The organism is Thermithiobacillus tepidarius DSM 3134, from assembly GCF_000423825.1.
GTDB lineage: Bacteria > Pseudomonadota > Gammaproteobacteria > Acidithiobacillales > Thermithiobacillaceae > Thermithiobacillus > Thermithiobacillus tepidarius.
The window spans coordinates 189,984-213,798 of record NZ_KE384096.1 but is presented as its reverse complement, the minus strand read 5'-3'; the positions used below and the strand labels follow the sequence as shown (position 1 = coordinate 213,798).

Here is a 23,815-nt window from a genome sequence, read left to right as displayed (position 1 = left end):
CTTTTCCCCTTTGAAGGCGGCTACCTCGTAAATCTTGTTCGTATCCGGACAGAACGCGGCGGCGTGCTAGGTGGCTGCCGCCCGAGACTTCCCGCCCGGCCGCGCGCGATGGCGCGCCACCCACTCGCGACCGAAGGCCCGGGCCAGGGTATCCACGGCCAGGATCTCCTCCACGGTGGCGCAAGCCGGGGCGCTGACGACACCCAGGGCATCCTCGATCAGCCGGGCGATCTGCAAAAAGGCGATTTCCCGGTCCAGGAAGGCTTGCACCGCCACCTCGTTGGCGGCATTCAATACAGTAGCCGCGGAACCGCCCGCACGCAAGGCGGCATAGGCCAGCGGGAGACACGGGAAACGCTGCGGATCCGGTGCTTCGAAGGTCAATTCGCCCTGGCGCGCCAGATCCAGATAGGACACGCCGCTGTGGATGCGTTCGGGGTAAGCCAGGGCATGAGCGATGGGTGTGCGCATGTCGGGATTGCCCAACTGGGCCAGCACCGAACCGTCCACGTACTCCACCAGGGAATGCACGATGCTCTGCGGGTGAATGAGCACCTCCACCGCATCCACGGGCAGGCCGAAGAGCCAGTAGGCCTCGATGACCTCCAGCCCCTTGTTCATCATGGTGGCCGAATCCACCGAAATCTTGCGCCCCATCTTCCACTTGGGGTGGGCGCAGGCCTCGACCGGGGTGATGGCGGCGAAGCCGTCCAGCGGCGTCTGCCGGAACGGGCCACCGGAGGCGGTCAGCAGGATGCGGCGCACGCCCTGGCGGCCGAGCATGCACTGGAAGACGGCGTTGTGCTCGCTGTCGATGGGCAGCAGAGTCACGCCATGCTGGCGCACCCGGTCCATGAACAGGGCTCCGGCCATGACCAGACATTCCTTGTTGGCCAGCAGGATGCGCTTGCCCGCCTGCACCGCGGCCAAGGTCGGCAACAGGCCGGCGGCGCCCACGATGGCGGCCATGACGTCGTCCACCTCTGGCAGGCTGGCGATCTGCGCCAACGCCGCCGGGCCGGCCAGCACGCGGATGCCGTCCAGGTCCGCCTGGCGCAGGCGTTGTTCCAACCGCGCCGCCGCGTCGTCGTGGCTCATCACCGCATAGGCGGGCCGAAAGCGCTGACAGAGACTGAACATCTCCTCGTCGCGCACATGGCCGCTCAGGGCCACCACCCGATAGCGGTCCGGATGCCGGGCAACGACATCCAGGGTGTTCTGGCCGATGGAGCCGGTCGCCCCCAGGATACAGATGCCGCGTTGCTTCACACCCATGCCATCACCATCAGCCCCAAAGTGAAGAAGGAGACCGCCGCGCTTAGACTGTCGATGCGGTCCAGGACGCCGCCGTGGCCGGGCAGCAGACTGCCGCTGTCCTTGGCGCCGGAGCGCCGCTTGAGCATGCTCTCGTTCAGGTCGCCGATGGTGGCCAGGAAGCCGGTGCCCACGCCCAACACGAAACCCGGCGCGATCACTTCGAGCTGGCCCGGCGCATAGGTCAAAGCGCCCAGTGTGCCAACAAGTCCGCTGGCAAGCAAGCCGCCCCAGAGTCCGGCCCAGGTCTTGCCTGGACTGACGTTGGGCACCAGCTTGCTGTGGCCGAAGGCGCGACCGGCGAAGTAGGCGCCCATGTCGCTGGCCGCCACCACCAGCAGGCACAGGAGCACCCATAGGCGATGCCACTCGTAGATGCTCAGGGCGAGGACGGCGAAGGGCAGTAGCGTGGGCAGGCCGGCCAGCAGGGAGGGAAGATCCAGGTGCTGCTGCGGCGTCCCGGCCCGGAAGCTCGGAATGCGGACAAGTACCAGCAGCCACCACAGGAGTGCCAGGACCGCCCACCACATCGGGCTGACGGGGAGCAGCCAGTGGGCCGCTGCCAGCGCCGCTGTCAGCAGCAGGGCGTAGGCGACGCGCAGCGGCAGGCGAATCAGGCCGGCCAGACGCCCCCATTCCCAGGCGCCCAGGAAGAGCACCAGAAAGATGAAGCCCGTGTACGCCCACGCTGGCGTCGCGAGCAGTATCCACAGGGTGCCCAGGCTCAGGACCAGGGCGGTCAGGGTTCTCGATTTCAGCACTCTTCCTTCGCTATCTGATCCCCGGTGCGGCCGAAGCGCCGCTGCCGCTTGGCGTAGGACTGCAAGGCCAGCTCAAAGGCGGCGGCATCGAAGTCCGGCCACAGGGTTTCGGTGAAGTACAGTTCGGTATAAGCCAGCTGCCACAAGAGGAAATTGCTGATGCGCTGCTCGCCGCCAGTGCGGATGAATAGATCAGGCTCTGCCATATCCGCCAGGCTCAGCGCCTGCGCCAGATCATGCTCCTCGATCTGGTCGGGCCGCAGCGCCCCGTCCGCCACCGCTGCGGCCAGGCGGCGGGTCGCCTGGACCAGATCCCAGCGCCCGCCGTAATTGGCGGCGATGGTGAGCGTGAGGGCCCCATTGCCGGCGGTCAGCGTCTCCGCGCGGCTGATCAGATCCTGCAGCTTGGGCTCGAAGGCGGCGCGGTCGCCGATGATGCGCAGACGGATGTTGTTGGCGTGGAGGCGCCGGACCTCGCGTTCCAGCATCTGCCGAAACAGCGCCATGAGCAGGCTGACTTCCGTTTCCGGACGGCGCCAGTTCTCGCTGCTGAAGGCGAACAGCGTCAGGTAGGGAATCTGGTGGTAAACGCAGGCCTCGACGATGGTGCGAACCACCTCGGCACCGCGCCGGTGGCCGGCGATGCGCGGCAGATGGCGCTGCTTTGCCCAGCGGCCGTTGCCATCCATGATGATGGCGACGTGCTGCGGTCGCTTCGCGGCTGCCGACTGCCCATTGCCGCTCACGGGCCTCAGACTTCCATCAGGTCGGATTCTTTGGCTTCCACCACCGCGTCCACCTCGTCGATGTAGCGGTTGGTCAGGATCTGGATGTCCTCTTGCACCCGGCGCTCTTCGTCCTCGGAGATGACTTTGTTTTTCTGCAGCTCCTTGAGGGAATTGTTGGCATCGCGGCGCACGTTGCGGATCGCCACCCGCGCCCCCTCGCCCTCTTGGCGCACCAGTTTGACCATTTCCTTGCGCCGCTCCTCGGACAGGGGCGGCAGGGGCACACGCAGCGAGTCGCTGGTGGACACCGGATTGAGGCCCAAGTCCGACTCGCGAATGGCCTTGTCGATCTTGCTGAGCATGTTGCGCTCCCAAGGAGTCACCTGCAACGTGCGCGCGTCCTGCACGGCGACGTTGGCCACCTGGGTCAGCGGCGTGGGCGAGCCGTAGTACTCGACCATGATATGCTCCAACAGGCTGGTGCTGGCCCGGCCGGTGCGCAAGCGGGTCAGTTCCGACTTCAGCGCCTCGATGCTTTTCTTCATGCGGGTTTCCGCATCACGCTTGATGGCATTCACGTCGTTCAACATAGGATTCACTCCCCTTTGACCAGGGTTCCTTCGTCCTCGCCGCTCACCACCCGCAACAGGGCGCCGGGCTTATTGATGGAGAACACGATGAGCGGCATCTGGTTGTCGCGGCACAGGGTGATGGCCGTGGCGTCCATGACCTTGAGATTTTTCTCCAACACTTCAGTATAGGTCAGACTGCTGTAGCGCATGGCCTGCGGGTTGGTAACGGGGTCGTCGGTATAGACCCCATCCACCTTGGTACCCTTGAGCATCACGTCGGCATTGATTTCCATGGCCCGCAGACTGGCGGCGGTATCCGTGGTGAAGAACGGATTGCCGGTGCCGGCGCCGAAGATCACCAGGCGCCCCCGTTCCAGGTGGCGGATGGCGCGGCGGCGGATATAAGGCTCGGCCACTTGGCTGATATGCAGAGCAGACTGCACGCGGGAGGCGAGCCCAAGGCTCTCCACCGCGTCCTGCAGGGCCAGGGCGTTCATGACCGTGGCCAGCATGCCCATGTAGTCGGCGGTGGCGCGATCCATGCCTTCGGCGGCCTTGGCCATGCCGCGGAAGATATTGCCGCCGCCAATGACCACTGCCACCTGCACACCGGCGTCGGCGACCTCCTTGATCTCCCCGGCCATGCGTTCGATCACGGCGCGGTCGACGCCGTAGTGGCCGTCGCCCATCAGGGCTTCGCCGCTCAACTTCAGCAGAATGCGTTGGTAGGCCGGGCGCGCCAAGTTACTGCCCTCGCACCTGGGCCATCACCTCTTCGGCGAAGCTGGCCGCTTCCGCCTTCTCGATGCCCTCGCCCACCTCGAAGCGGGCGAAACGCTCCACCCGGACGTCGCCGACCGACTTCTGAAGATCGGCCACGGTCAGGTCGGGGTTTTTGACGAAAGGCTGGCTCAGCAGGGAAATCTCCGCCAGCATCTTGTTCAGGCGGCCGCCGATCATCTTCTCGATGATGTCGGCCGGCTTGCCGCTGTCCGCCGCCTGGGCGGCGAGGATTTCCTTCTCCTTGGCCACACGCTCGGCCGGCACGTCCTCGGCGCGCACGTACTCGGGCTTGCTGGCGGCTACGTGCATGGCCACGTCGCGGGCGAACTCGGCCAAGCCGGCCGCATTGCCGGCCACCTCCACCAGCACGCCGATGCGGCCGCCGTGGATATAGGAGGCGATCACGCCCGGCTCGCTGCGGGCATAGCGGATGAAGCGGCGCACGCTGATGTTCTCGCCCAGCTTGGCCACCAGGGTCTTGCGCACCTCTTCCACCGAAGCGGCGCCCAGGGGTTGGGCGAGCAGCTCATCCAGGGTGCCCACCGCCTGGGTGGCGGCCAGTTGGGCCACGTCCTTGGCGAACTGGCGGAAATCCTCGTTCTTGGCCACGAAGTCCGTTTCGCAATTGACTTCCACCATGGCGCCGCTGCGGCCGTCGGCGGCGATCTCGATACTGATGGTGCCCTCGGCCGCCACGCGACCCGCCTTCTTGTCCGCCTTGGCCAAGCCCTTCTTGCGCAGCAGCTCGATGGCCTTGTCCATGTCGCCGCCGACCTCCGCCAGCACGCTCTTGCACTCCATCATGCCGGCGCCGGTACGTTCTCTCAGTTCCTTGACCTGTTGGGCAGTTACGCTCATAAAAGCTCCGTTAGTAGAGAGGGTTTGCAGGGGGCACCGTCATCCGGGGTCCCCTGGCTCACAAATCCGGTGGCGCGGCCATTACCGCGCCCGGCGTTCAGGCGTGGGTGTTCTCCAGCTCGATGACCTCGTCCTCGGTCACTTCCACGAACTCGTCCAGCAGGGCCTGCTCGCCGCCCTGGCGCCCGGCCAGGATCGCGTCGGCCATGGCGCCGGCGTAGAGCCGGATGGCGCGGATGGCGTCGTCATTGCCGGGAATCACGTAATCGATGCCACTGGGGTCGCAGTTGGTGTCGACCACGCCGATCACCGGGATGCCCAGCTTGTTGGCCTCGGCCACGGCGATCTTCTCGTGGCCGACGTCGATGACGAAGAGCGCGTCGGGCAGGCTCTTCATGTCCTTGATGCCGCCCAGACTGCGCTCCAGCTTTTCGAGCTCGCGCTGCAGGTTCAGGGCTTCTTTCTTGGTGATCTTGTCGAAGGTGCCGTCCGTCGCCATGGTCTGGATTTCTTCCAGGCGCCGGATGGACTGCTTGATGGTCTGGAAGTTGGTCAGCATGCCGCCCAGCCAGCGGTGATTCACGTAGTAGGTGCCGGCACGCTGCGCCTCTTCGCGGATGGCCTCGCGGGCTTGGCGTTTGGTGCCCACGAACAGGATCTTGCCATTGCGACGGGACAGATCCTCGGCAAAGCGCAGAGCCTCGCGGAACATGGGTAGGGTCTTTTCCAGATTGACGATGTGGATCTTGTTGCGCTCGCCGAAGATGTACGGCGCCATCTTGGGATGCCAGTAACGGGTCTGGTGGCCGAAGTGCGCGCCGGCCTCCAGCAACTGGCGCATGGTGATGTTGTTGCTCATGACGTTCTCCTGACTTGGGTTGAGCCGCCATATATCCCAGCCCGCCATCCGCGCCCGATCGGGCCTTGCGGTCCCGCGGCAACGGACACCCAGCGGGCTGCGCCGATATATGTGTGAATTGAAAAAACGACTGTTAGACAACAGCCAGCGCGCTTTATACCACTTTGCGGCAAACGGGGCAATTCACCCGGCGCGGCGTTTGCATCGCGCCGTCCGGGCCCGCTAACATAGTGTCTGATTCAGTCCGGATTTGAACTCAAGCCAACCGGTTGCCCAAGCGCGAGGCCCGCATGGAATTTCCCGCCCCCCTGATCGCCGGTCGCCTGCTGCGCCGTTATCAACGCTTCCTGGCCGACGTGCAGCTGGATTCGGGGGAAACGGTGACGGTCCACTGTCCCAACTCCGGCTCCATGGCCACCTGCAAGACCCCCGGCCAACGCGTCCTGCTGTCCCATCGACCGGATCCGAAGCGCAAGCTGGCCTACACCTGGGAGCTGTACGACAGTGGCAGCGGCTGGGTCTGCGTCAACACCCAGCATCCCAACGCCGTGGTGGCGGAGGGCATCGCGGCCGACCGCATCCCGGAGCTGGCCGGCTACACACAGTTGCGGCGCGAGGTGAAGTATGGAGGCGACAGCCGCATCGATATCCTACTGAAAGCCCCGGACCGCCCGGCCTGCTACGTGGAAGTGAAGAACTGTACGCTGCTGGCCGCCGACGGGCGCATCCGCTTTCCCGATGCGGTGACCGCGCGCGGACTGAAGCATCTGCACGCCCTCATGGAGGTGGTGCGCCAAGGCCAGCGGGCGGTCATGTGCTTTTTCATCGGCCGGCCCGACGGCCGCGGCTTCGGCCCCGCAGACCAGGTGGACCCGGCCTACGGCGAGGGACTGCGCACCGCCGCGGCGGCCGGCGTGGAGATCCTGGCCTACCGCGCCCATATCAGCCCTGGTAAAATCGAACTCATTGACGCCGTCGACGTGGATCTGCGTCGACCCGACGAGGTGTAAGCACTCATGGGAATCACCATCAAGACCCCGGAAGAGATCGAAAAGATGCGCATCGCCGGCCGCCTGGCCGCCGAGGTGCTGCAAATGATCGCTCCGCACGTAAAACCGGGCGTGACCACGGGCGAATTGGACCGCATTTGCCACGACTACATCGTCAACGTGCAGCAGGCCATCCCCGCGCCGCTCAACTACCAGCCGGGCCCCGGCTACCCACCCTTCCCCAAATCCATCTGCACCTCGGTGAACCACCAGGTCTGCCACGGCATTCCCGGCGACCGGGTGCTGAAGGAGGGCGACATCGTCAACATCGACGTGACCGTCATCAAGGACGGCTACCACGGCGACACCAGCAAGATGTTCTTCGTCGGCGAGCCCCCCCTGAAAGCGCGCCGGGTCAGCGAGGTGGCCCACGAAGCCATGAAGCGGGGCATCGCGGTGGTGCGGCCCGGCGCCACCCTGGGCGACATCGGCCATGCCATCCAGACCTACGCCGAGGCCCAGCACTGCTCGGTGGTGCGCGAATTCTGCGGCCATGGCATTGGCCGCCGCTTCCACGAGGAGCCGCAGGTGCTGCACTACGGCAAGCCGGGCACGGGCGTGAAGCTGGTGCCGGGCATGACCTTCACCATCGAGCCGATGATCAATGCCGGCGGCCGCGCCATCCGGCAGATGAACGACGGCTGGACCATCGTGACCAAGGACCACAGCCCGTCCGCCCAATGGGAGCACACCGTGCTGGTGACGGAAGACGGCGTGGAAGTACTGACCCAGCTGCCCGGAGACCCCCTCTAGGCCATGCGACCGACCGTGCACATGTCGGACCTGCTCCAGCGGCAGATGCTGCGGGAGCAGACCCATGCCATCTTCGCGGGGCACGCCCCCGACGCAGCGCTGCCGGCCTTTCGGCAGGTCTGCAAGGATTACCTGCAGCAAGGCCGCCTTCAGCTCCAGGACGCCTACCGGCGCGGCGCCGGCGGCCCGCAACTGGTCCACGGCCAGTGCCGCCTGGCCGATTACCTGCTCACCCAGATCTGGCGGTACCTGCCCCGCCTGCTGCAGCGCCCTGCTCCGCAGGACCTCGCCTTGGTGGCCGTGGGCGGCTACGGCCGCGGCGAGCTGCATCCCCACTCGGACGTGGACCTGCTTTTCCTGTTCGGCAGCGAGGCGCCCTCCGCCGAGGACCTGTCCTTCGTGGAAACCTTGGTCACCTTTCTGTGGGACATCCGATTGGAGGTGGGACACAGTGCCCGCACGGTAAGCGAATGCCTGGCCGAGACGGCGGGCGACATCACCATCGCCACCAGTCTCCTGGAAGCCCGCTGGCTGGCGGGCAGCAAGGACAGCTTCGCGCGCCTGCAACACAGCTTGAAGGTGGACAACCCCTGGACCAGCGCCGCCTTCTTCGAAGCCAAGGTCGCCGAGCAGCGGGCACGGCATGCCCGCTTCGGCGACACCGCCTACAACCTGGAGCCGAACGTCAAGGACGGCCCCGGCGCCCTGCGCGACCTGCAGGTCATCGAGTGGGTCGCCAAGCGCCACTCCGGCTGCCTGGACCTGCGCTGCCTGAGCATCGCGGGCATCATCACCCGCGAGGAGTACCGCACCCTCATCCGCGCCCGCAACTTCCTGTGGCGGCTGCGTGCCGGCCTGCATTACGCCGCCGGGCGCAAGGAAGAGCGCCTGCTCTTCGATTACCAGTATCGCCTGGCCGAGGAGCTGGGCTATCAGGACACGCGCGAGAGCCTGGCCGTGGAAAAGCTGATGAAGCGCTACTTCCGCACCCTGAAGGAAGTCTCGATCCTGACCGAGATGCTGCTGCAGACCCTGCGCGAGGACATCATCCCGGTACAGCACGGCGAGCCGCGCGTCCTGGATGCCGATTTCGAGGTGCGCGACGGCCGCCTGCGCGCCATCGACCTGGGCATCTTCGCCAAGCAGCCGCACAGCATCCTCACCCTCTTCCAGCACCTGCAGCGCCAGCCGGCGCACATCAGCGTCGGCGCCCGCACCATGCGGGCCCTGCGCGCCAACCTGGGCCGCATCGACCGGCGCTTTCGCGAGGACCCGCGCAACCAGGCGGCCTTCATGGCCATCCTGCGCCACGGCAGCGGCCTGACCCGCGTGCTGCGGCACATGAACGCCTATGGGGTGCTCGGGGCCTACATTCCGCCCTTCGGCCGCATCGTCGGCCAGATGCAGCACGACCTCTTCCACGTCTATACGGTGGACCAGCACACCCTCTTCCTGGTGCGCAACCTGCGCCGCTTCGCCGTGCCGGATTTCGCCGGGGAATTGCCCCTGTGCTCGCAGATCTACGGCCAGATCGACAAGCCCGAACTGCTCATCATCGCCGGACTGTTCCACGACATCGCCAAGGGCCGGGGCGGCGATCACTCCCAATTGGGCGCCGAGGACGTGCAGCGCTTCTGCCAGCGCCACGGCCTCCCCGCCGAGGACACGGCCCTGGTGACCTGGCTGGTGCGCCAGCACCTGGTCATGTCCAGCACCAGCCAGCGCCGCGACATCGAAGACCCGGAAGTGATCGGCGAATTTGCCCGCCTAATGGGCGACCAGCGGCATCTGGATTACCTGCTGCTGCTGACCGTCGCCGACATCCGCGCCACCAATCCGGGCCTGTGGAACAGCTGGAAGGGCCAACTGCTGTGGGATCTCTATCACGCCACCAGCGCCGCTCTGCGCCGGGATACGCTCGCGCCGGTCGACAGCGATGCCCTGATCCGCCACAAGCAGAGCGACGTGCTGAACCTCCTGCCCTCGCAGGCGGAAGGCTTGGCCCAACGGCATTGGGAGCGGCTCAGCTCCGCCTATTTCTTCCGCTACGACCCCCAGGAAATCGCCTGGCATACCCAGGCCATCGTGGAGAGCCACAGTCTGGATCTGCCCCTGGTGCGGGCGCGCCTGCATCCCCAGCACGCGGGCACCGAGATCCTGGTCTACGCGCCCAACGTGGAGGGGCTTTTCACGCATCTGACCGGCGCGCTGGACCGCCTGGGCCTGAACGTGGTGGATGCCCGCCTGGACGTGACCCCGGACGGCTTCGCCCTGGACACCTTCCGGGTGCTGGACGGCGACAACGGCAACATCAGCGATCCGCGCATCCTGCGCGAACTGGAGCAGCGGCTGCAGGAAGGCCTGCGCGGGCAGGCGCTCAGGAGCGCCCCCGCCTGGCGGGTGCGGCGCCGGCGCCGGCAGGCCAGCCTCTTCAACGTGCCGACCGAGGTCAGCTTCAACAACCAGGCCCTGGAGCCCTACACCCTCATGGAAGTGATCGCGCCGGATCGCCCAGGCCTGCTCTACCGGATCGCCCAGGCGCTGCAGTCCCTCGGCATCCAGGTGCACGGCGCCAAGGTGGCCACCTTCGGCGAACGGGCCGAGGACACCTTCTTCCTCGTGGACAAGCATGGAGCCAAGCTGGATGAGGCGGTGCTGCCGGAGGTGGAGACGCGGCTCATCACTGCGCTGACAGCCGCCTCTGCCGTGAACGCCTGAGCCGCGGGCCCGCCGCCGATGGAGACTCGCAGCGCCTACGCCCATTGCCGCCGCCTGGCAGCCAGCCACTACGAAAATTTCCCGGTTGCGTCGCTGCTGCTGCCGCGCCGCTTGCGTGATCCGATAGCTGCCATCTACGCCTTCGCGCGCACGGCGGACGACCTGGCCGACGAGGGCGAGGCCAGCCCGGCGCAGCGGCTGGCGGCCCTGGCAGACTGGGAAAGCCGGCTGCATGCCGCTGCCCGCGGCGAGGCCGATCACCCCATCTTCATCGCGCTGGCCGACAGCATCGCGCGCTTCCGGCTGCCGCTGGCGCCGCTGACGGACCTGCTGTCGGCCTTTCGCCAGGATGTGACCCGCACCCGCTACGGCACCTTCGCCGAACTCATCGACTACTGCCGCCGCTCCGCCAACCCCATCGGCCGCCTGCTGCTGCACCTCTACGGGGCGGACACGCCGCAGAACATCGGCCGCGCCGACGCCATCTGCAGCGCCCTGCAGCTCACCAACTTCTGGCAGGACGTCGCAGTGGACTGCCGCAAGGGCCGCATCTATCTCCCCGCCGAGGACCTGCGCCGCTTCCAGGTCGCGGAAGCGGATCTGGCGGCGGGCCGGTTGACGCCGCAATTTCAGGCGCTCATGCGCTTCCAGGTGGAGCGCACCCGTCGGCTGCTGCAGTCGGGCGCACCCCTCGGGCGGACGCTGACCGGCCGGCTGGGCTTCAACATGCGCCTGACCATTCTCGGCGGGGCGGCCATTCTGGAGGCCATCGGCAAAAACGGCTATGATGTCTTCCACCAGCGCCCGGTAATCCAGTGGACCACCTGGCTCAGCCTTCTGAAGCGCGCCGCTTTGGCCAAATAGACGCCCGTGAATCCCCAAGAATATTGCCAGGAGAAAGCCGCCAAAAGCGGCTCCAGCTTCTACTACAGCTTCCGCCTGCTGGAACCCGACCGGCGTGCCGCCATCACGGCCCTCTACGCATTTTGCCGCGAGGTGGACGACGTGGTGGATGAATGCTTGGAGCCGCAACTGGCCCGCATCAAGCTGGGCTGGTGGCGCACGGAGCTGGACGCCCTCTACGCCGGTCAGCCCAGCCATCCGGTGACCCGCGCCCTGGCACCGGCGGTGCAGCGCTACGATCTGCCGCGCGAGCAGCTGCTGGAGATCATCGACGGCATGGAGATGGACGTGGACATCAACCGCTACGCCACCTTCAAGGAGCTGTCCCTGTACTGCTACCGGGTGGCCGGCGTGGTGGGTCTGCTTTCCGCCCAGATCTTCGGCTACCAGGACCGCGCCACGCAGAAATACGCCCACGATCTCGGCATCGCCTTCCAGCTCACCAACATCATCCGCGACGTGCGCGAGGATGCCGAGCGCAACCGCATCTATCTGCCGCAGGAAGACCTGCGCCGCTTCCACGTGGACGAGGAAGAGATCCTGCATTTCCACGAGACCGACAAGTTCCGCCAGCTCATGGCCTTTCAGGCCCGGCGGGCGGAGGAATACTACGACCGCGCCCTGGCGCAGCTGCCCGAATCCGATCGCTATGCGCAGTTGCCCGGGCTGGTCATGGCCCGCATCTACCGCGAATTGCTGCGCGAGATCGGCGCCGACGGCTGGCCCGTTCTGCATCAGCGTACCGCCCTCACGCCGTTGCGCAAGCTCATGATCGCCTGGCGCACCGCCCGCGAGGAAAAGCGCCGCTACAAGGCGTGGCGCCGCTCGGAAGCCTGAGCGGCGCATGAACAGGGACGCCCCGGTCGCCGTGCTGGGAGCCGGCTGGGCCGGGCTGAGCGCGGCCTTGGCGCTGGCGGAAGCCGGGGTGGCCGTCCGTCTCTTCGAAGCCGCCGCGCAGCCCGGCGGGCGCGCTCGCGGCGTGAGTCTCCACGGCCAGCGGCTGGACAACGGCCAGCACGTGCTGATCGGCGCCTACACCGAGACCCTGGCCCTGCTCGAGCGCTTGGGCACGCGCCACCTCCTGCGGGAGCAGTCGCGCCTGCGCCTCCACTACCGCACCCTGGACGGCGAAGGTTTCGAGCTGGCGGCGCCCGCCCTGCCCGCGCCCTTGCATCTGGCCTTCGGCATTGCCACCAGCACCCTGCTGCCGGCTCGCGACCGCTGGCCGGCGCTGGCCCTGGCCCGACGCCTGCAGCAGCAGGACTTTGGCATCGATCAGGACAGGCCGCTTCTCGATTTCCTGCAGGCCGAGCGGCAAACGGATTTGGCCATCGGACGCCTGTGGACCCCGCTGTGCCTGGCTGCCCTCAACACCGCCGTCGATCAGGCCAGCACGCGCGTCTTCCTGCGCGTGCTGCGCGACAGTTTCGCCGGCAAAGCCGCCCATAGCCGCATCCTGGTGCCGCAAGCGGACTTGTCGCGCCTCTTTGCTGCCCCGGCCAGCGAGCGCATCGCCCGGGCCGGCGGGCAGTTGCACTACGGCGAACGGGTACATGAAATCCGCCTGGATCAGCCGCCGTTTGAAGTGCGTACCGTGCGCGGCCGCTATGCCGCCAGCCAGATCATCTGCGCCCTGCCGCATCAGGCCGCCGCGCGCCTGCTGGCCGGCGATGCGCGCCTGCAGGCGCTGGTCGGCCGTTTGCGGTCTCTGCGCGACAGTCCCATCACCACCGTCTATCTCGACTACCCGGCAGCCACCCGCCTGCCGCAGGACTTCTTCGCCATCCTGGACGGGGTGGGCCAGTGGGCCTTCGACCGCGGCCGGCTGCTGGGCGAGCTCGGCCGCATCGCGGTGGTGCTCAGCGCCGACGAGGCGCACCTGGGCTGGGAACAGGAGCGGCTGGGCCAAGTGCTGGCGGCGGAGCTGCACCAGTGCAGCAATGGCTTGGTTCCCGCCCAGCCGTCAAGCATCCGCGTGATCCGCGAGAAGCGCGCCACTTTCCTGGCCACCCCGGCCGTCGAGGCCGCCCGGCCCGCCACGGCCACCGCGGTGCCCGGATTCTGGCTGGCGGGGGACTACGTCGCCACCGGCCTGCCCGGCACCCTGGAAGGCGCGGTGCGCAGCGGCCGGCAAGCCGCGGCCATAGCCCGAAGCCGCGCCGCAGGTGCATAATATCCACTTTACAACAAGAGCCACGCCGAGGAACGCCTGACATGCCCAGCTACACCGCCCCCGCCGATCTCCTCTCCGGCCGCGTCGTTCTCGTCACCGGCGCCGGCGACGGCATCGGCCGCGCCGCCAGCCTCGCCTACGCCCGCGCCGGCGCCCAAGTGATCCTGCTCGGCCGGCGCACCGGCAAGCTGGAGGGCGTCTACGACGAAATCGAGAACGCCGGCGGTCCGACGCCCGCGATCTACCCTTTGGACCTGGAAGGCGCCAATGCCGACCACTACGCCGAGCTGGCGCGGCGCGTCGAGCAGGAAATGGGCCGCCTCGACGGCATCCTCCACAACGCCGCGGAGCTGGGCGTGCTCTGTCCGTTGGAGCTCTACCCGCCGCACATCTGGGCACAGGCGATGATGGTGAATCTCAACGCGCCCTTCCTGCTGACCCAGGCCTGCCTGCCGCTGCTCAAGAAAAGCCCCGACGCCGCGCTGATCTTCACCGGCGACGACGTGGGCCGGCATGGCAAGGCTTACTGGGGCGCCTACGGCATCGGCAAGGCCGCCATCGAGAACATGGCCCAGATCCTGGCCGACGAACTGGAGAACACGCCGGTGCGGGTCAACGTCATCAATCCCGGGCCAACCCGCACCAGCATGCGCGTGAAGGCCTATCCCGGCCTGAACCCGCTGGAGGTGCCCACGGCCGACCAGATCATGCCGCTGTATCTGTACCTGATGGGACCGGACAGCCGGGAGCTGCGCGGCCAATCGCTGAACGCCCGGGACTGGATGCGTCCCTGAGGACGGCCATGTTCCGGATCACCGAACTGCTGCATGTCTCCCTGCTGGTTTCCGACCTCGAGCAGGCGCGCGTCTTCTACGAGGAGGTGCTGGGTTTGGCTCCTCTCCCCGAGCGCCCGCCGCTGCCCTTCCCGGGGGTCTGGTACGCGGCGGGCCGGCAGCAGATCCACCTCATCGCCCTGCCCAATCCGGACAAGGACGTGCCGCGCCCCGAGCACGGCGGCCGCGACCGGCACGCCGCTTTTGCCGTGACCGGCCTCGACCGCCTGCGCCAGGCGCTGGAGGCGGCGCAGGTGCCCTACACCCTGAGCCGTTCGGGTCGCCGGGCCCTGTTCTGCCGTGACCCGGAGGGCAACGCCCTCGAGTTCGTGGAGGCCGGCTAAGCGGCCGCGACAAGCACCATGAGCAACGCTTTGCGAGATCGGACGCTGGCCCTGGCGGGCATTTTTCAGGCTGCCTACCAAGTGCAGCAACTCGCCCGGCATGGGACGCTCGACAACGAGCAACTGGAAATCGCCGTGCACAGCATCCTGAACCTGACGCCGACGAGCACCGAGGCGGTTTATGGCGGGGCCGACCGGCTGCGGACCGGGCTCGAGCAGCTGCAGCGGGTGTTGGTGAAGCAACAGGGACCGGCGGAGCAGGAACTGATGCGCTACGTGGTCGCCCTCCTCACCCTGGAACGGCAGTCGGCCAAGCGGCCGGCGATGCTGGAGGAGATGGGTCGGGGGATCAGGCGGGCGCAGGCGCAGGCCGAACATTTCTCGGCCACGCACGGCAATGTCATTGCCAACTTGGCCGGCATCTACAGCGACACCATCAGCACCCTCACGCCCCGCATCATGGTGAGCGGCGATCCGGCCTATCTGGGCAACCCGGACAATGCCAACCGCATCCGCGCCCTGCTGCTGGCCGGCATCCGCTCGGCGGTGCTGTGGCGCCAGCGCGGCGGCAATCACTGGCGGCTGCTCTTCGGACGCGGCACCCTCGCGCGCGAGGCGCAGCACATCCTGGACGGCGTCAGGCCTCGGCCATCTTGAACATCACCAGTTCCCAGCGCAACGCCTCGATGTCATGACGCAGGATGTACATGCCTTGATCGTCGCCCAGCACCTTGAAGTAATTGCGATCGGACGCCGGCCAGCGGTCCACCACCTCCATGACCTCGACCGGGCGCTCCCCGAGGAAAAAGCGCTGCGGGCTTTCCTCTCCCCGGTAGTCCACCTTGCACTCGACCTGGATCCGCATGCCCACCTCCCCTGGCCGGGAGAGCGCCGACATTCCGCACTGCTCACGCCACGCAACCGGATGCCGCACCCACGGCTGTGATCCGATCCATATCGGATCAGCCGTCCAATCCGTTTACAGGAAGCGCAAATCCGGTGCCCCGCACTCGGGGCACTGCAGCTCGGTCAATCGGACCCAGCCGAGGATGTCCCGGTGCTCGGGTCCGGCCGGCCACGGCCCCTGCCAGCCGGCGTAGAGCTCGCCGAAGCGATCCAGCACCAGCACGGCGGGCGTACGCTCGACGTAGCGGGCGCTAACGGCGCCAGCATGGTCCACCAGCACCGGGAAGGGCCACTCCCCCGCTGGCGGCCGCTCGCCGCCCACCGCCAGCACCTCGGCACCCAGCGCCTGATACGCCGGATAATGGCGGGCGAAGTCGTGCAGCAGAGATTCGTCGCCGTCCCAGAACAGCAGCACCACCGGCTGTCGTTGCCGGTAATCGCCCAAGGCGGTCTGGTGCTCGTGGATGTCAGGCAGGGTGAAGCTGGGAATGACGCTGCGCAGGGACGGGAAAATCATGGGCTGACCCTCCTTCCTGCCCGTTCCGGAGCGGCGCGGGCGGCAGGCGGATCCATCCGCCCAGGCGGGCTCGGCGTGCAGGGGCAACTTCTATTTTAGCCGATCCACGGCGAAAAAGGATCACGGACGCCCTGCTGCCCGTCGCGCCTCAGCCACCCCGCAGCCAGGCATCCCGCAGCGCCCGCGCTGCCGGCCCGGCGTCCTCCACCAGGGCAAAGGCGCAGGTGTCGACAGGCGGCGCCTGCAGAGTCAGGTCGAACTCCAGCAGTTCGTCGCGGCGGAAGGCGTGCACATGCACCCGGCTGCCCGGTGGGTAGCCGCCGATGAGGGCGGCCAGATTGGCGCGAGTGGCGCGCAGGCCGTCCACGGCGACGACCACGTCCTCCGCTGACAGCCCCGCCCGCTGGGCCGCGCCGCCGTCGTAGACGTGGGTCAGGCGCGCCTCCTCGCCCCGGCCGCCGATGCGCGCGCCCAGCACGGCGCGGGCGGCGAGCTCCGCCGCGCTGCGCTTAGCGGGCTTGCCGCCGCTGTCCTTGTCCGACTCGGCGGGACGCAAGGTGAACTCAATGCCGAAAGGTGCGAGGATTTCCCGAAGCGGCAGGTCAGCGGTGCCGTACACGGCCTGGGCGAAGAAATCGCTCAGGTCGAGGCCGGTCATCTCCGTCACGGTCCGTTCGATGCCGTCCTCGGGCACGCCAACGAGCTTCTTGCCATAACGCGTCCACAGGGCGCGCATGACCGCGTCCAGGGAATGGGCGCCGGCGCTGCGGCTGCGGATGAGCAGGTCCAGGGCCAGGGCCACCACGCTGCCCTTGGCGTAGTAGCTGACCACGGCATTGGGGGCGTTTTCGTCCTGCCGGTAGAACTTGATCCAGGCATCGAAACTCGACTCCGCCACCGACTGCTTGTGGCGCCCGTTGCCGCGCCAGACACGGGTGGCGGTCTCGCCGAGCATTTCAAGGTAGGTCGCGGGCGTGATGAGCCCGCTGCGCAGCAGGGCGAGATCGTCGTAATAAGAGGTGATGCCCTCGAAGGCCCAGAGCTGGCGGGTGTAGGCCTCGCGGCTCAAGTCGTAGGGCAGGAAGGCGGCGGGCTTGATGCGCTTGACGTTCCAGGTATGGAAATACTCGTGGCTGCACAGCCCGAGGAAACTGCGATAGCCCTCGTTGCAATTGGGATCGTTGGGGTCGCTGTCCAGACCGGCCGGCACCGGCCGGGGCAGGTGATCGCGCTTGCAGATGAGACTGGTGGAGGCGCGGTGCTCGAGGCCGCCGTAGCCGTCGCCCACCGCCAACACCAGAAAGACGTAGCGATCCATCGGCGCCTCGCCGAAGAGGCCGATGTGATACTCGCAGATTCGCTGCAGGTCGCGGCAGAGGCGCTCGGTGTCGGCGCGGTGCCGGCCGCTGATGACGAGATCGTGGGGCACGCCGCCGGCTTCGAAGCGCGCCAGGGTGAAATCGGCCAGCTCGACCGGATGGTCGATGAGCTCGTCGTAGTCGGCCGCCCCGTAGGTACCGAAGTCGTAGGGCTCGGCATCGATGCGCGGCATGGCGGTGCCCACCCGCCAGCCGCGATAGCCCTCGCCGTCCGGGCGCCGGATCTCCAGCCGGCAGGGCCGCGACTCGCGACCGTGGGGCATGAGGAACACGCTGGTGCCGTTGAAGTAGCCGCGGGTCTGGTCCAGGTAGGCGGCCCGCACCGACAGATCGTAGGCGTAAATCTCGCAGGTGACGGTGACCGGACCGGCGGCGGGAGCGCAGCGCCAGGTGTGCTTGTCGATCTTCTCCACCGCTAGGGGCGTGCCCGCGCTGCTGGCGGACAAGCGCACGATGTGGCGGGCGAATTCGCGGATCAGGTAGCTGCCCGGCACCCAGGCAGGCAGGGAAAACACTTGGCCCGCCGGGTCAGGGTCGGCCACGGTGCAGCTCACCTCGAAGAGGTGGGCGGCCGGGTCCTTGGGATGGATGCGGTAGCGGATCGGCGGCAGATCGGACATGGGCTTCACTCGCAGGTCGGAATCATGGGCGGACGAAGGCGGGATCAGGGTGCGACCGGCATCGGCATCGGCAGCGGACGGCGGACACTCACCGTCTGCACCAGGCTCATGCCCTCCCCGCGCGGATCGCTCGCCGCATCCAGCCGGCCGCTGCGCTTGTCCAAGTAAGCCGCCTGCATGTCGCCCCAACGGCGCGAGACCGCGTGGATGGTGTGGCCGCGCAGCTCGAGGGCCTGCAGGAGCGCCGGCGGGAAGGCGTCGGGCTCCACCTCCACGCGGTCGGGCAGATACTGATGATGGTAGCGCGGGAGCGCCACCAGACGCCTCAGATCCGGGCTCGGGCCATGCAGGTGGTCGAGGATGCCCAGCAGCACCATGCTGATGATGCGCGAGCCGCCAGGAGTGCCGAGCACCAGCACGCCGCGGGCGTCCTCCACGAAGGTCGGCGACATGCTCGACAGCGGGCGCTTGCCGGGCTGGATGGCATTGGCGGCGTTGCCCACCAAGCCGTAGGCGTTGGGCACCCCGGGCTTGATGACGAAATCATCCATCTCGTTGTTGAGCAGCACGCCGCTGCGGCCCGCCACGAAACCCGAGCCGAACATGGTGTTGAGGCTCAGGGTACCGGCCACGCGGTTGCCTTCGCCGTCGATGATGGAAAAATGGGTAGTGTGGGTGCCCTGGCGCAGCTCGGCCGCGGGCTCGCCGTCGAGCGCCAGGCTCGGGGTGGCATTGTCGGGATCGACGCCGGCAGCGCGCCGGGCCGCATAATCCCGGCTCAAGAGCCGCTGCAACGGCATGGCCACATGATCCGGATCGCCCAGATGGCGCGCGCGGTCCTGATAGGCGCGGCGCATGGCTTCGATGACGAAGTGCATGCGCTGGACCTCTTCGGCCTGCTGCAACGGCAAGCGTTCCAGGATCTGCAGGCTTTCCGCCAGGACCACGCCGCCCGAGGATGGGGGCGGCGCGGCGATGATGGTCGCGCCGCGGTAGCTGAAGCGGATGGGCTTGCGCTCCACCACCCGATAGGCGCGCAGGTCCTGCAGCGTCCAGATGCCGCCCGCCTGGCGCACGGCGGCCACCAGCTCGCGCGCCACCGGGCCGCTGTAGAAGCCGGGCCGGCCATGACGGGCGATGGCCACCAGGGTCCTGGCCAGATCGGGCTGTACCAGCCGGAAGCCGGGCCCTGGCGCCTTGCCGTCCTGCAGGAAGATGGCGGCGGCCGCCGGGCTGGCGGCCAGGGCCGCCTCGCGCTCGCGCGCCATCAAGGCATAGCGCTGCCCCACCGCAAAGCCATCGCGCGCATAGCCGATGGCCGGCGCTAGACTGGCGGCGAGCGGCAGGCGGCCGTAGCGCTGGGCCAAGTGCACCAGGCCCGCCGGCAGTCCCGGGACGCCCGCAGCCAGCGGACCGTCCAGGGAGGCGCGCGGCCGCGGCCGCCCTTGAGCGTCCAGATACATGTCGCGGGTGGCCGCGCCTGGGGCCCGCTCCCGCCCGTCCACCATCACTTCAAAGCCGTCCGCCGCGCGGTGCAGCAGCCAGAACCCGCCTCCGCCCAAGCCCGAGCCGTAGGGTTCCACCACCGCCAGGGCGGCGCTGACCGCCACGGCGGCGTCGAAGGCATTGCCGCCCATACTGAGCACCCGCAGGCCGGCCTCGGTCGCCAGCGGCTGGGCGGCGGCGACGGCCGCTGCCCGGGGGATGCCCTGCGCGTCCGCTCCCCACGGCATGAACACCAGCAGCATGGCCAGGACATACCCGGCCAGGTGCGCGTCCCGTCGCGGCACCGGCGCGCGCCACGCAAAGAGGGCTTTCAGCAACATGTGGATTCTTCCTTATTCGTCTTCGCTGTGCGGGTCGGCGCCCATGGCCCGCTTCGCCTCCCCGGCCAGGCGGTCGGCCCAGCGGGTCGGCTCGGGCAGCCGAAGCCCCTTGCCGCAGGCCAGCACCCAGTAGGCCGCGCCGGAGATGTCACAGCGGTGGCCCGGCGAGACGTAGAGCGGTTTCACGCCGTCACGGGTGCGCAGAATGCAGCCCACCAGCTCGCCGCGGTCCACCAGCGGCGCGCTCTCCCCGCGCAGGGGGCCGGGCTGGACATCCTTGCCGCACAGGCGCGACTTGGCCGCGCCGACGCTGGGCAGGTCCAGCAGCACGCCCAAGTGGGCGGCGATGCCCAGCCGGCGCGGGTGGGCGATGCCGGCGCCGTCCACCATCAAGAGATCCGGCGTCTCGGGCAGTGCGCGAATGGCGGCCAGCAGAGCCGGTCCCTCGCGGAAGGACAGCAGGCCCGGCACGTAGGGCATCTCGAGCCGGGCCCGGCGCACCTCGTGATGCAGCACCGTCAGGTCGGGGAAATCCAGCAGCACGGCCACGCCGACCACCTCCTGCCCGTCGGGCGAGAGTGCCGCGTCGCAGCCGGCAATCCGGCGCACGCGCTTGGGACAGGGTTCCAGACGCACCTGCTGTGCCAATCGGCGCTGCAGCGCGAAAGCCTTAGCCGGGTCGGTCGGAAACTCGGGTGTCAGCATGATGGCACATGCTCCGCAAGGGACAATCGCGACAGCGCGGCTGCGGGCGGCAGAACGCTTTGCCCAGTGCCACGATCAACGCGTGATATTCATTGAAGAGCGCGGCGTCCGCCGGCAAATGCGCGTGGAATTGCGCTTGAATCGCCTCGTAGGCGGCGGCGCCCGACAGCAGGCCGAGCCGCTCGAAAATCCGCCGGGTGTAGGCATCCACCACGAAGCTGGGCAGCTCCAGTCCATAGACTAGTATAGCATCGGCCGTCTCCCCGCCCACCCCGTGCACGCCGAGGAGGGCGCGGCGCAGGGCCGGCAGGCTGCCCCGCTCGCGCAAGCGCCGCGGCTCGGCCAGTGCGTCATGGGCGGCGAGGAATTCGCAGAGGGCCAGCAGACGCCGGGTCTTGACCTGATGGTAGCCGGCCGGGCGGATCAATTCGGCCAGCCGCTCCGGCGGGGTAGCCAGCAGGGTCGGCCCGTGGAGCAGGCTCGCCGCGCGCAAGCGCGCGATGGCCTGCTCCACGTTGCGCCAGGCGGTATTCTGGGTGAGCACGGCGCCCACCAGCACCTCGAAGGACGTCTGCGCCGGCCACCAGCGCTGCGGGCCGAAGACGTCGAAGAGCGCCCTATAGACCGCCAGAAAGGGGGTGCTGCTCACCGCTCACGGGCGTCCGCGCCGCCCGACGCCGAGCCGGCCCTTGCTGGCGGAACGGCGGCCGGAGGCCAGGTCGCGGCTGCCCTTGTCGCGCGGGCGGGCCGGTTGGGCCTCGCGCAGGGTCAGAACGGCGCGCTCCGGCTGCGCCTCGCGCTTGCCGCGGACTGCGGGCTTGCGGCCGTTGCTTGCCGGAGCCTGGCTGTCCGCCGCTTCGCGATGCCGCCGGAACAGCCCGCGCCGGGGACCGCGCGCTTTGGCGGCGGTCGAGGCATCCCGCTCCGGCGCACGACGCGGACCGGTACCGCGCCCGGACCGGCCGGCCTGCTCCGCCGGCGCCTCCGGCGGCAGGCCGGCCGCCTCCAGCAGGGCATCCAACTCCTCAGGAGTCAGGTCTTCCCAGCGGCCGGCGCGCACCGCCCGCGGCAACTGGATCGGGCCGTAGCGGGTGCGAATCAGGCGGCTCACGGTCAGGCCGACTGCCTCCCACAGTCGCCGCACCTCGCGGTTGCGGCCCTCCTTCAGGACTACCCGATACCAGCTGTTGGCGCCTTCGCCGCCTTCGTATTCGATGCTGTCGAAATGGGCCATGCCGTCCTCCAGCATGACGCCCTCGCGCAGCTGCTGCAGATTCTCGTCGGTGGGCCGGCCCAGCACGCGCACCGCATACTCGCGCTCGATCTCGCGGCTGGGATGCATGAGAGCATTGGCCAGCTCGCCGTCGGTGGTCAGCAGCAGCAGGCCGTCCGTGTTCAGGTCCAGGCGCCCCACGGAGATCCAGCGCCCCTGGCGCAGGCGTGGCAGACGGTCGAAGACGGTCGGCCGGCCCTCCGGGTCCTTGCGCGTGGTCACCTCGCCCACCGGCTTGTGATACATGATGACGCGCCGGCGCGGTCCCTGCCGCCGCCAGTCTGGCAGGCGCTCGCCGTCGATGCTGATCTCGTCCCGGTCCGTGATGCGATCGCCCAGCTTGGCCGGCTGGCCGTTCACGCGCACGCGCCCAGCGGTGATCCACTCCTCCATCTCCCGGCGCGAACCGAGCCCGATCCGGGCCAATACCTTTTGCAGCTTCTCATCGTGACCGTCCGCACGTCCCTCCGGCAGGGGCGGCGTCGAACGGGGTGGCCTGGGTGTTCTCGTCATGGGATTTCCCTTTGCGCGGACCGGCGACAGCGCCGGCGCCGTTTATGAGTTAGGGCAGATTTGCCGCGATTTGTTCCAGATCCTGCAGCTCGTCCAGAGGCGGCAACTGCTCCAGGCTCTCCAGGCCGAAATGGGCGAGGAAAGCCGGGGTCGTGCCCAGCAGGGCGGGCCGACCCGGCGTTTCGCGGTGGCCCAGCACGCGGATCCAGCCATAGGCCTGCAGGGTCTTGACGATGCCTTGGCTCACCGCCACGCCGCGGATGTCCTCGATCTCGGCGCGGGTGATGGGCTGGCGGTAGGCGATGATGGCCAGGGTTTCCATGAGCGCCCGCGACGGCCGCGGCGCCTGGCCGGCGTACAGGCGCGCCAGCCAGGGCGTCAGGCGCGGATTGCTCTGGAAGCGGTAACCGCCCGCCGTGCGCACCAGCACCACCGGCGCGTCGGCATAATCCTGGCGCAACTCGTCCAGCAGCTTGCGCAAGGTCTCGCTGCTGGGGCACTGCTCCGGCTCGAAAAGGCCGCGCAGGCGCTCCAGGCTCAGGGGCTCGCCGGCGCTGAGCAGCGCCGCGGCCAGGATCTCCTTGACCAGGGCCGGCGTCATGCGGCGCGCACGTAAATGGGGCCGAAGGGGGTGTCCTGGCGGAAGCGCAAGTCCTGGGAGCGGGACAGCTCCAGCACGGCCATCAGGGTCACCACCAAGCCGGCACGCCCCTCGGGCGCCCGCAGCAGTTCGATGAAAGGCCAGAAGCGCCCGGCGCGCTCCGGGGCACCGAGCCAGACCAGCACCTCGCCCATGCGGGCCCGCACCGACAGTCCTTCCTGACGCACGTGGTGCTCGGTGAAGAGCACGGCGCGCCGGCTCAAGCTTTGCAAGGCCGCCAGGAGGTCGGCGAGCGCCAACTCCGGCAGCCGGGTGAGCGGCTGCACCTCGCTGCGCTCGGCCAGCGCCGGCCAGAAATCGCGGCCGGCCTGCGGCAGATCGCCAAGGCGCTCGGCCGCCGCCTGGAATTGGGCGTAGACCTGCAAGCGGCGCACCAGCTCGGCACGCGGGTCCTCCGTCTCCTCGCTCTCGCTGCCCGCCGGGCGCGGCAACAGCATGCGCGACTTGATCTCGGCGAGGTAGGCGGCCATGACCAGGTAGTCCGCCGCCAGTTCCAGCCGCACCTCGCGCATCAGCTCCACGTAGGCCATGTACTGCCGCGTCACCTCGGCGATGGGGATGTCCAGGATGTCCATCTCGCTGCGCTTGATGAGGTAGAGCAGCAGGTCCAGGGGCCCGGCGAAGGACTCCAGGAACACCTCCAGGGCATCGGGCGGAATGTAGAGGTCCTTGGGCAGGGCGGTCAGCGGCGCCCCGCGCACGTGGGCCAGGGCCTCGGTGCCGTGGCTGTCCGTCTCCGGCTGCGCGGCGGCGCTCATGGCTGCAAA

25 protein-coding genes are annotated in these 23,815 nt (G+C 68.4%); 9 read left to right on the top strand and 16 right to left on the bottom strand.

Annotated elements, in window-relative coordinates; translation table 11 throughout:
• Positions 1–66 precede the first annotated feature (66 nt).
• From ispC to rpsB, 7 genes are all read right to left on the bottom strand, one after another.
• A complete protein-coding gene (gene ispC, locus G579_RS0114215; protein ID WP_028990700.1) occupies positions 67–1,275 on the bottom strand; it encodes a 1-deoxy-D-xylulose-5-phosphate reductoisomerase in 1,209 nt (402 codons plus the stop codon).
• On the bottom strand, positions 1,266–2,075 hold the full coding sequence (locus G579_RS0114210) for a phosphatidate cytidylyltransferase (RefSeq protein WP_028990699.1): 810 nt from the start codon (positions 2,073–2,075) through the stop codon (positions 1,266–1,268). Before G579_RS0114210 ends, ispC begins: the two co-directional genes overlap by 10 nt.
• Positions 2,069–2,821 (bottom strand): isoprenyl transferase, encoded by a 753-nt coding sequence (locus tag G579_RS0114205; RefSeq protein ID WP_038020158.1) that lies wholly within the window; start codon positions 2,819–2,821, stop codon positions 2,069–2,071. The genes G579_RS0114210 and G579_RS0114205 overlap by 7 nt, the downstream gene beginning before the upstream one ends.
• 5 nt (positions 2,822–2,826) lie before the next feature.
• Complete coding sequence (frr, locus tag G579_RS0114200; RefSeq protein ID WP_028990698.1) at positions 2,827–3,393, bottom strand: ribosome recycling factor; 567 nt, start codon at positions 3,391–3,393, stop codon at positions 2,827–2,829.
• Between the two features lie 5 nt (positions 3,394–3,398).
• Positions 3,399–4,118, bottom strand: a complete 720-nt coding sequence (gene pyrH, locus G579_RS0114195; protein ID WP_028990697.1) for a UMP kinase — start codon at positions 4,116–4,118, stop codon at positions 3,399–3,401.
• Between the two features lies 1 nt (position 4,119).
• The gene (tsf, locus tag G579_RS0114190; RefSeq protein ID WP_028990696.1) at positions 4,120–5,016 is read right to left on the bottom strand and encodes a translation elongation factor Ts; all 897 of its coding nucleotides are present in this window, start codon (positions 5,014–5,016) and stop codon (positions 4,120–4,122) included.
• A gap of 97 nt (positions 5,017–5,113) precedes the next feature.
• Positions 5,114–5,875 carry a 30S ribosomal protein S2 gene (gene rpsB, locus G579_RS0114185; RefSeq protein ID WP_028990695.1) on the bottom strand — a complete coding sequence of 254 codons (762 nt, stop codon included), beginning with the start codon at positions 5,873–5,875 and terminating at the stop codon, positions 5,114–5,116.
• A gap of 290 nt (positions 5,876–6,165) precedes the next feature.
• On the opposite strand from rpsB, the gene sfsA reads away from it, so the two are divergent.
• The 9 genes from sfsA to hflD are packed head-to-tail and all read left to right on the top strand — an operon-like array spanning position 6,166 to position 15,305.
• Entirely contained in the window at positions 6,166–6,885 is a 720-nt protein-coding gene (sfsA, locus tag G579_RS0114180; RefSeq protein ID WP_028990694.1) for a DNA/RNA nuclease SfsA, read from the top strand.
• Between the two features lie 6 nt (positions 6,886–6,891).
• A complete protein-coding gene (gene map / locus G579_RS0114175; protein ID WP_028990693.1) occupies positions 6,892–7,677 on the top strand; it encodes a type I methionyl aminopeptidase in 786 nt (261 codons plus the stop codon).
• A 3-nt stretch (positions 7,678–7,680) separates the two neighbouring features.
• On the top strand, positions 7,681–10,395 hold the full coding sequence (gene glnD, locus G579_RS17835) for a [protein-PII] uridylyltransferase (protein ID WP_081662824.1): 2,715 nt from the start codon (positions 7,681–7,683) through the stop codon (positions 10,393–10,395).
• Between the two features lie 18 nt (positions 10,396–10,413).
• Complete coding sequence (gene hpnC, locus G579_RS0114165; protein ID WP_211218759.1) at positions 10,414–11,259, top strand: squalene synthase HpnC; 846 nt, start codon at positions 10,414–10,416, stop codon at positions 11,257–11,259.
• A gap of 6 nt (positions 11,260–11,265) precedes the next feature.
• Positions 11,266–12,135, top strand: coding sequence for a presqualene diphosphate synthase HpnD (hpnD, locus tag G579_RS0114160; protein ID WP_028990691.1), 870 nt, complete (start codon positions 11,266–11,268; stop codon positions 12,133–12,135).
• Positions 12,136–12,142: 7 nt separating this feature from the next.
• The gene (hpnE, locus tag G579_RS0114155; protein ID WP_028990690.1) at positions 12,143–13,471 is read left to right on the top strand and encodes a hydroxysqualene dehydroxylase HpnE; all 1,329 of its coding nucleotides are present in this window, start codon (positions 12,143–12,145) and stop codon (positions 13,469–13,471) included.
• 41 nt (positions 13,472–13,512) lie between these two features.
• Complete coding sequence (locus G579_RS0114150) at positions 13,513–14,265, top strand: YciK family oxidoreductase (protein ID WP_028990689.1); 753 nt, start codon at positions 13,513–13,515, stop codon at positions 14,263–14,265.
• Positions 14,266–14,273: 8 nt separating this feature from the next.
• Positions 14,274–14,648, top strand: a complete 375-nt coding sequence (locus G579_RS0114145) for a VOC family protein (RefSeq protein WP_211218758.1) — start codon at positions 14,274–14,276, stop codon at positions 14,646–14,648.
• 18 nt (positions 14,649–14,666) lie between these two features.
• The gene (hflD, locus tag G579_RS0114140; protein WP_028990687.1) at positions 14,667–15,305 is read left to right on the top strand and encodes a high frequency lysogenization protein HflD; all 639 of its coding nucleotides are present in this window, start codon (positions 14,667–14,669) and stop codon (positions 15,303–15,305) included.
• Here the strand turns inward: hflD and G579_RS0114135 are convergent.
• The 9 genes from G579_RS0114135 to G579_RS0114095 form a co-directional block, all read right to left on the bottom strand.
• Entirely contained in the window at positions 15,286–15,513 is a 228-nt protein-coding gene (locus tag G579_RS0114135) for a hypothetical protein (RefSeq protein ID WP_028990686.1), read from the bottom strand. The two genes, hflD and G579_RS0114135, sit on opposite strands and share 20 nt — an antisense overlap.
• Before the next feature lie 114 nt (positions 15,514–15,627).
• Positions 15,628–16,071 carry a peroxiredoxin family protein gene (locus tag G579_RS0114130; protein ID WP_028990685.1) on the bottom strand — a complete coding sequence of 148 codons (444 nt, stop codon included), beginning with the start codon at positions 16,069–16,071 and terminating at the stop codon, positions 15,628–15,630.
• Positions 16,072–16,219: 148 nt separating this feature from the next.
• Positions 16,220–18,070 (bottom strand): M61 family metallopeptidase, encoded by a 1,851-nt coding sequence (locus tag G579_RS0114125; RefSeq protein WP_038020155.1) that lies wholly within the window; start codon positions 18,068–18,070, stop codon positions 16,220–16,222.
• A gap of 44 nt (positions 18,071–18,114) precedes the next feature.
• Positions 18,115–19,896, bottom strand: coding sequence for a gamma-glutamyltransferase (gene ggt / locus G579_RS17830; protein WP_081662823.1), 1,782 nt, complete (start codon positions 19,894–19,896; stop codon positions 18,115–18,117).
• A gap of 12 nt (positions 19,897–19,908) precedes the next feature.
• Positions 19,909–20,601 carry a deoxyribonuclease V gene (gene nfi, locus G579_RS17825; protein WP_038020152.1) on the bottom strand — a complete coding sequence of 231 codons (693 nt, stop codon included), beginning with the start codon at positions 20,599–20,601 and terminating at the stop codon, positions 19,909–19,911.
• Positions 20,567–21,250, bottom strand: a complete 684-nt coding sequence (locus G579_RS0114110) for an endonuclease III domain-containing protein (RefSeq protein WP_051181724.1) — start codon at positions 21,248–21,250, stop codon at positions 20,567–20,569. The genes nfi and G579_RS0114110 overlap by 35 nt, the downstream gene beginning before the upstream one ends.
• 3 nt (positions 21,251–21,253) lie before the next feature.
• The gene (rluB, locus tag G579_RS17820; RefSeq protein ID WP_081662822.1) at positions 21,254–22,387 is read right to left on the bottom strand and encodes a 23S rRNA pseudouridine(2605) synthase RluB; all 1,134 of its coding nucleotides are present in this window, start codon (positions 22,385–22,387) and stop codon (positions 21,254–21,256) included.
• 49 nt (positions 22,388–22,436) lie between these two features.
• Positions 22,437–22,988 carry an SMC-Scp complex subunit ScpB gene (scpB, locus tag G579_RS17815; protein ID WP_038020150.1) on the bottom strand — a complete coding sequence of 184 codons (552 nt, stop codon included), beginning with the start codon at positions 22,986–22,988 and terminating at the stop codon, positions 22,437–22,439.
• A complete protein-coding gene (locus G579_RS0114095) occupies positions 22,985–23,806 on the bottom strand; it encodes a segregation and condensation protein A (protein ID WP_028990682.1) in 822 nt (273 codons plus the stop codon). Before G579_RS0114095 ends, scpB begins: the two co-directional genes overlap by 4 nt.
• Positions 23,807–23,815 lie beyond the last annotated feature (9 nt).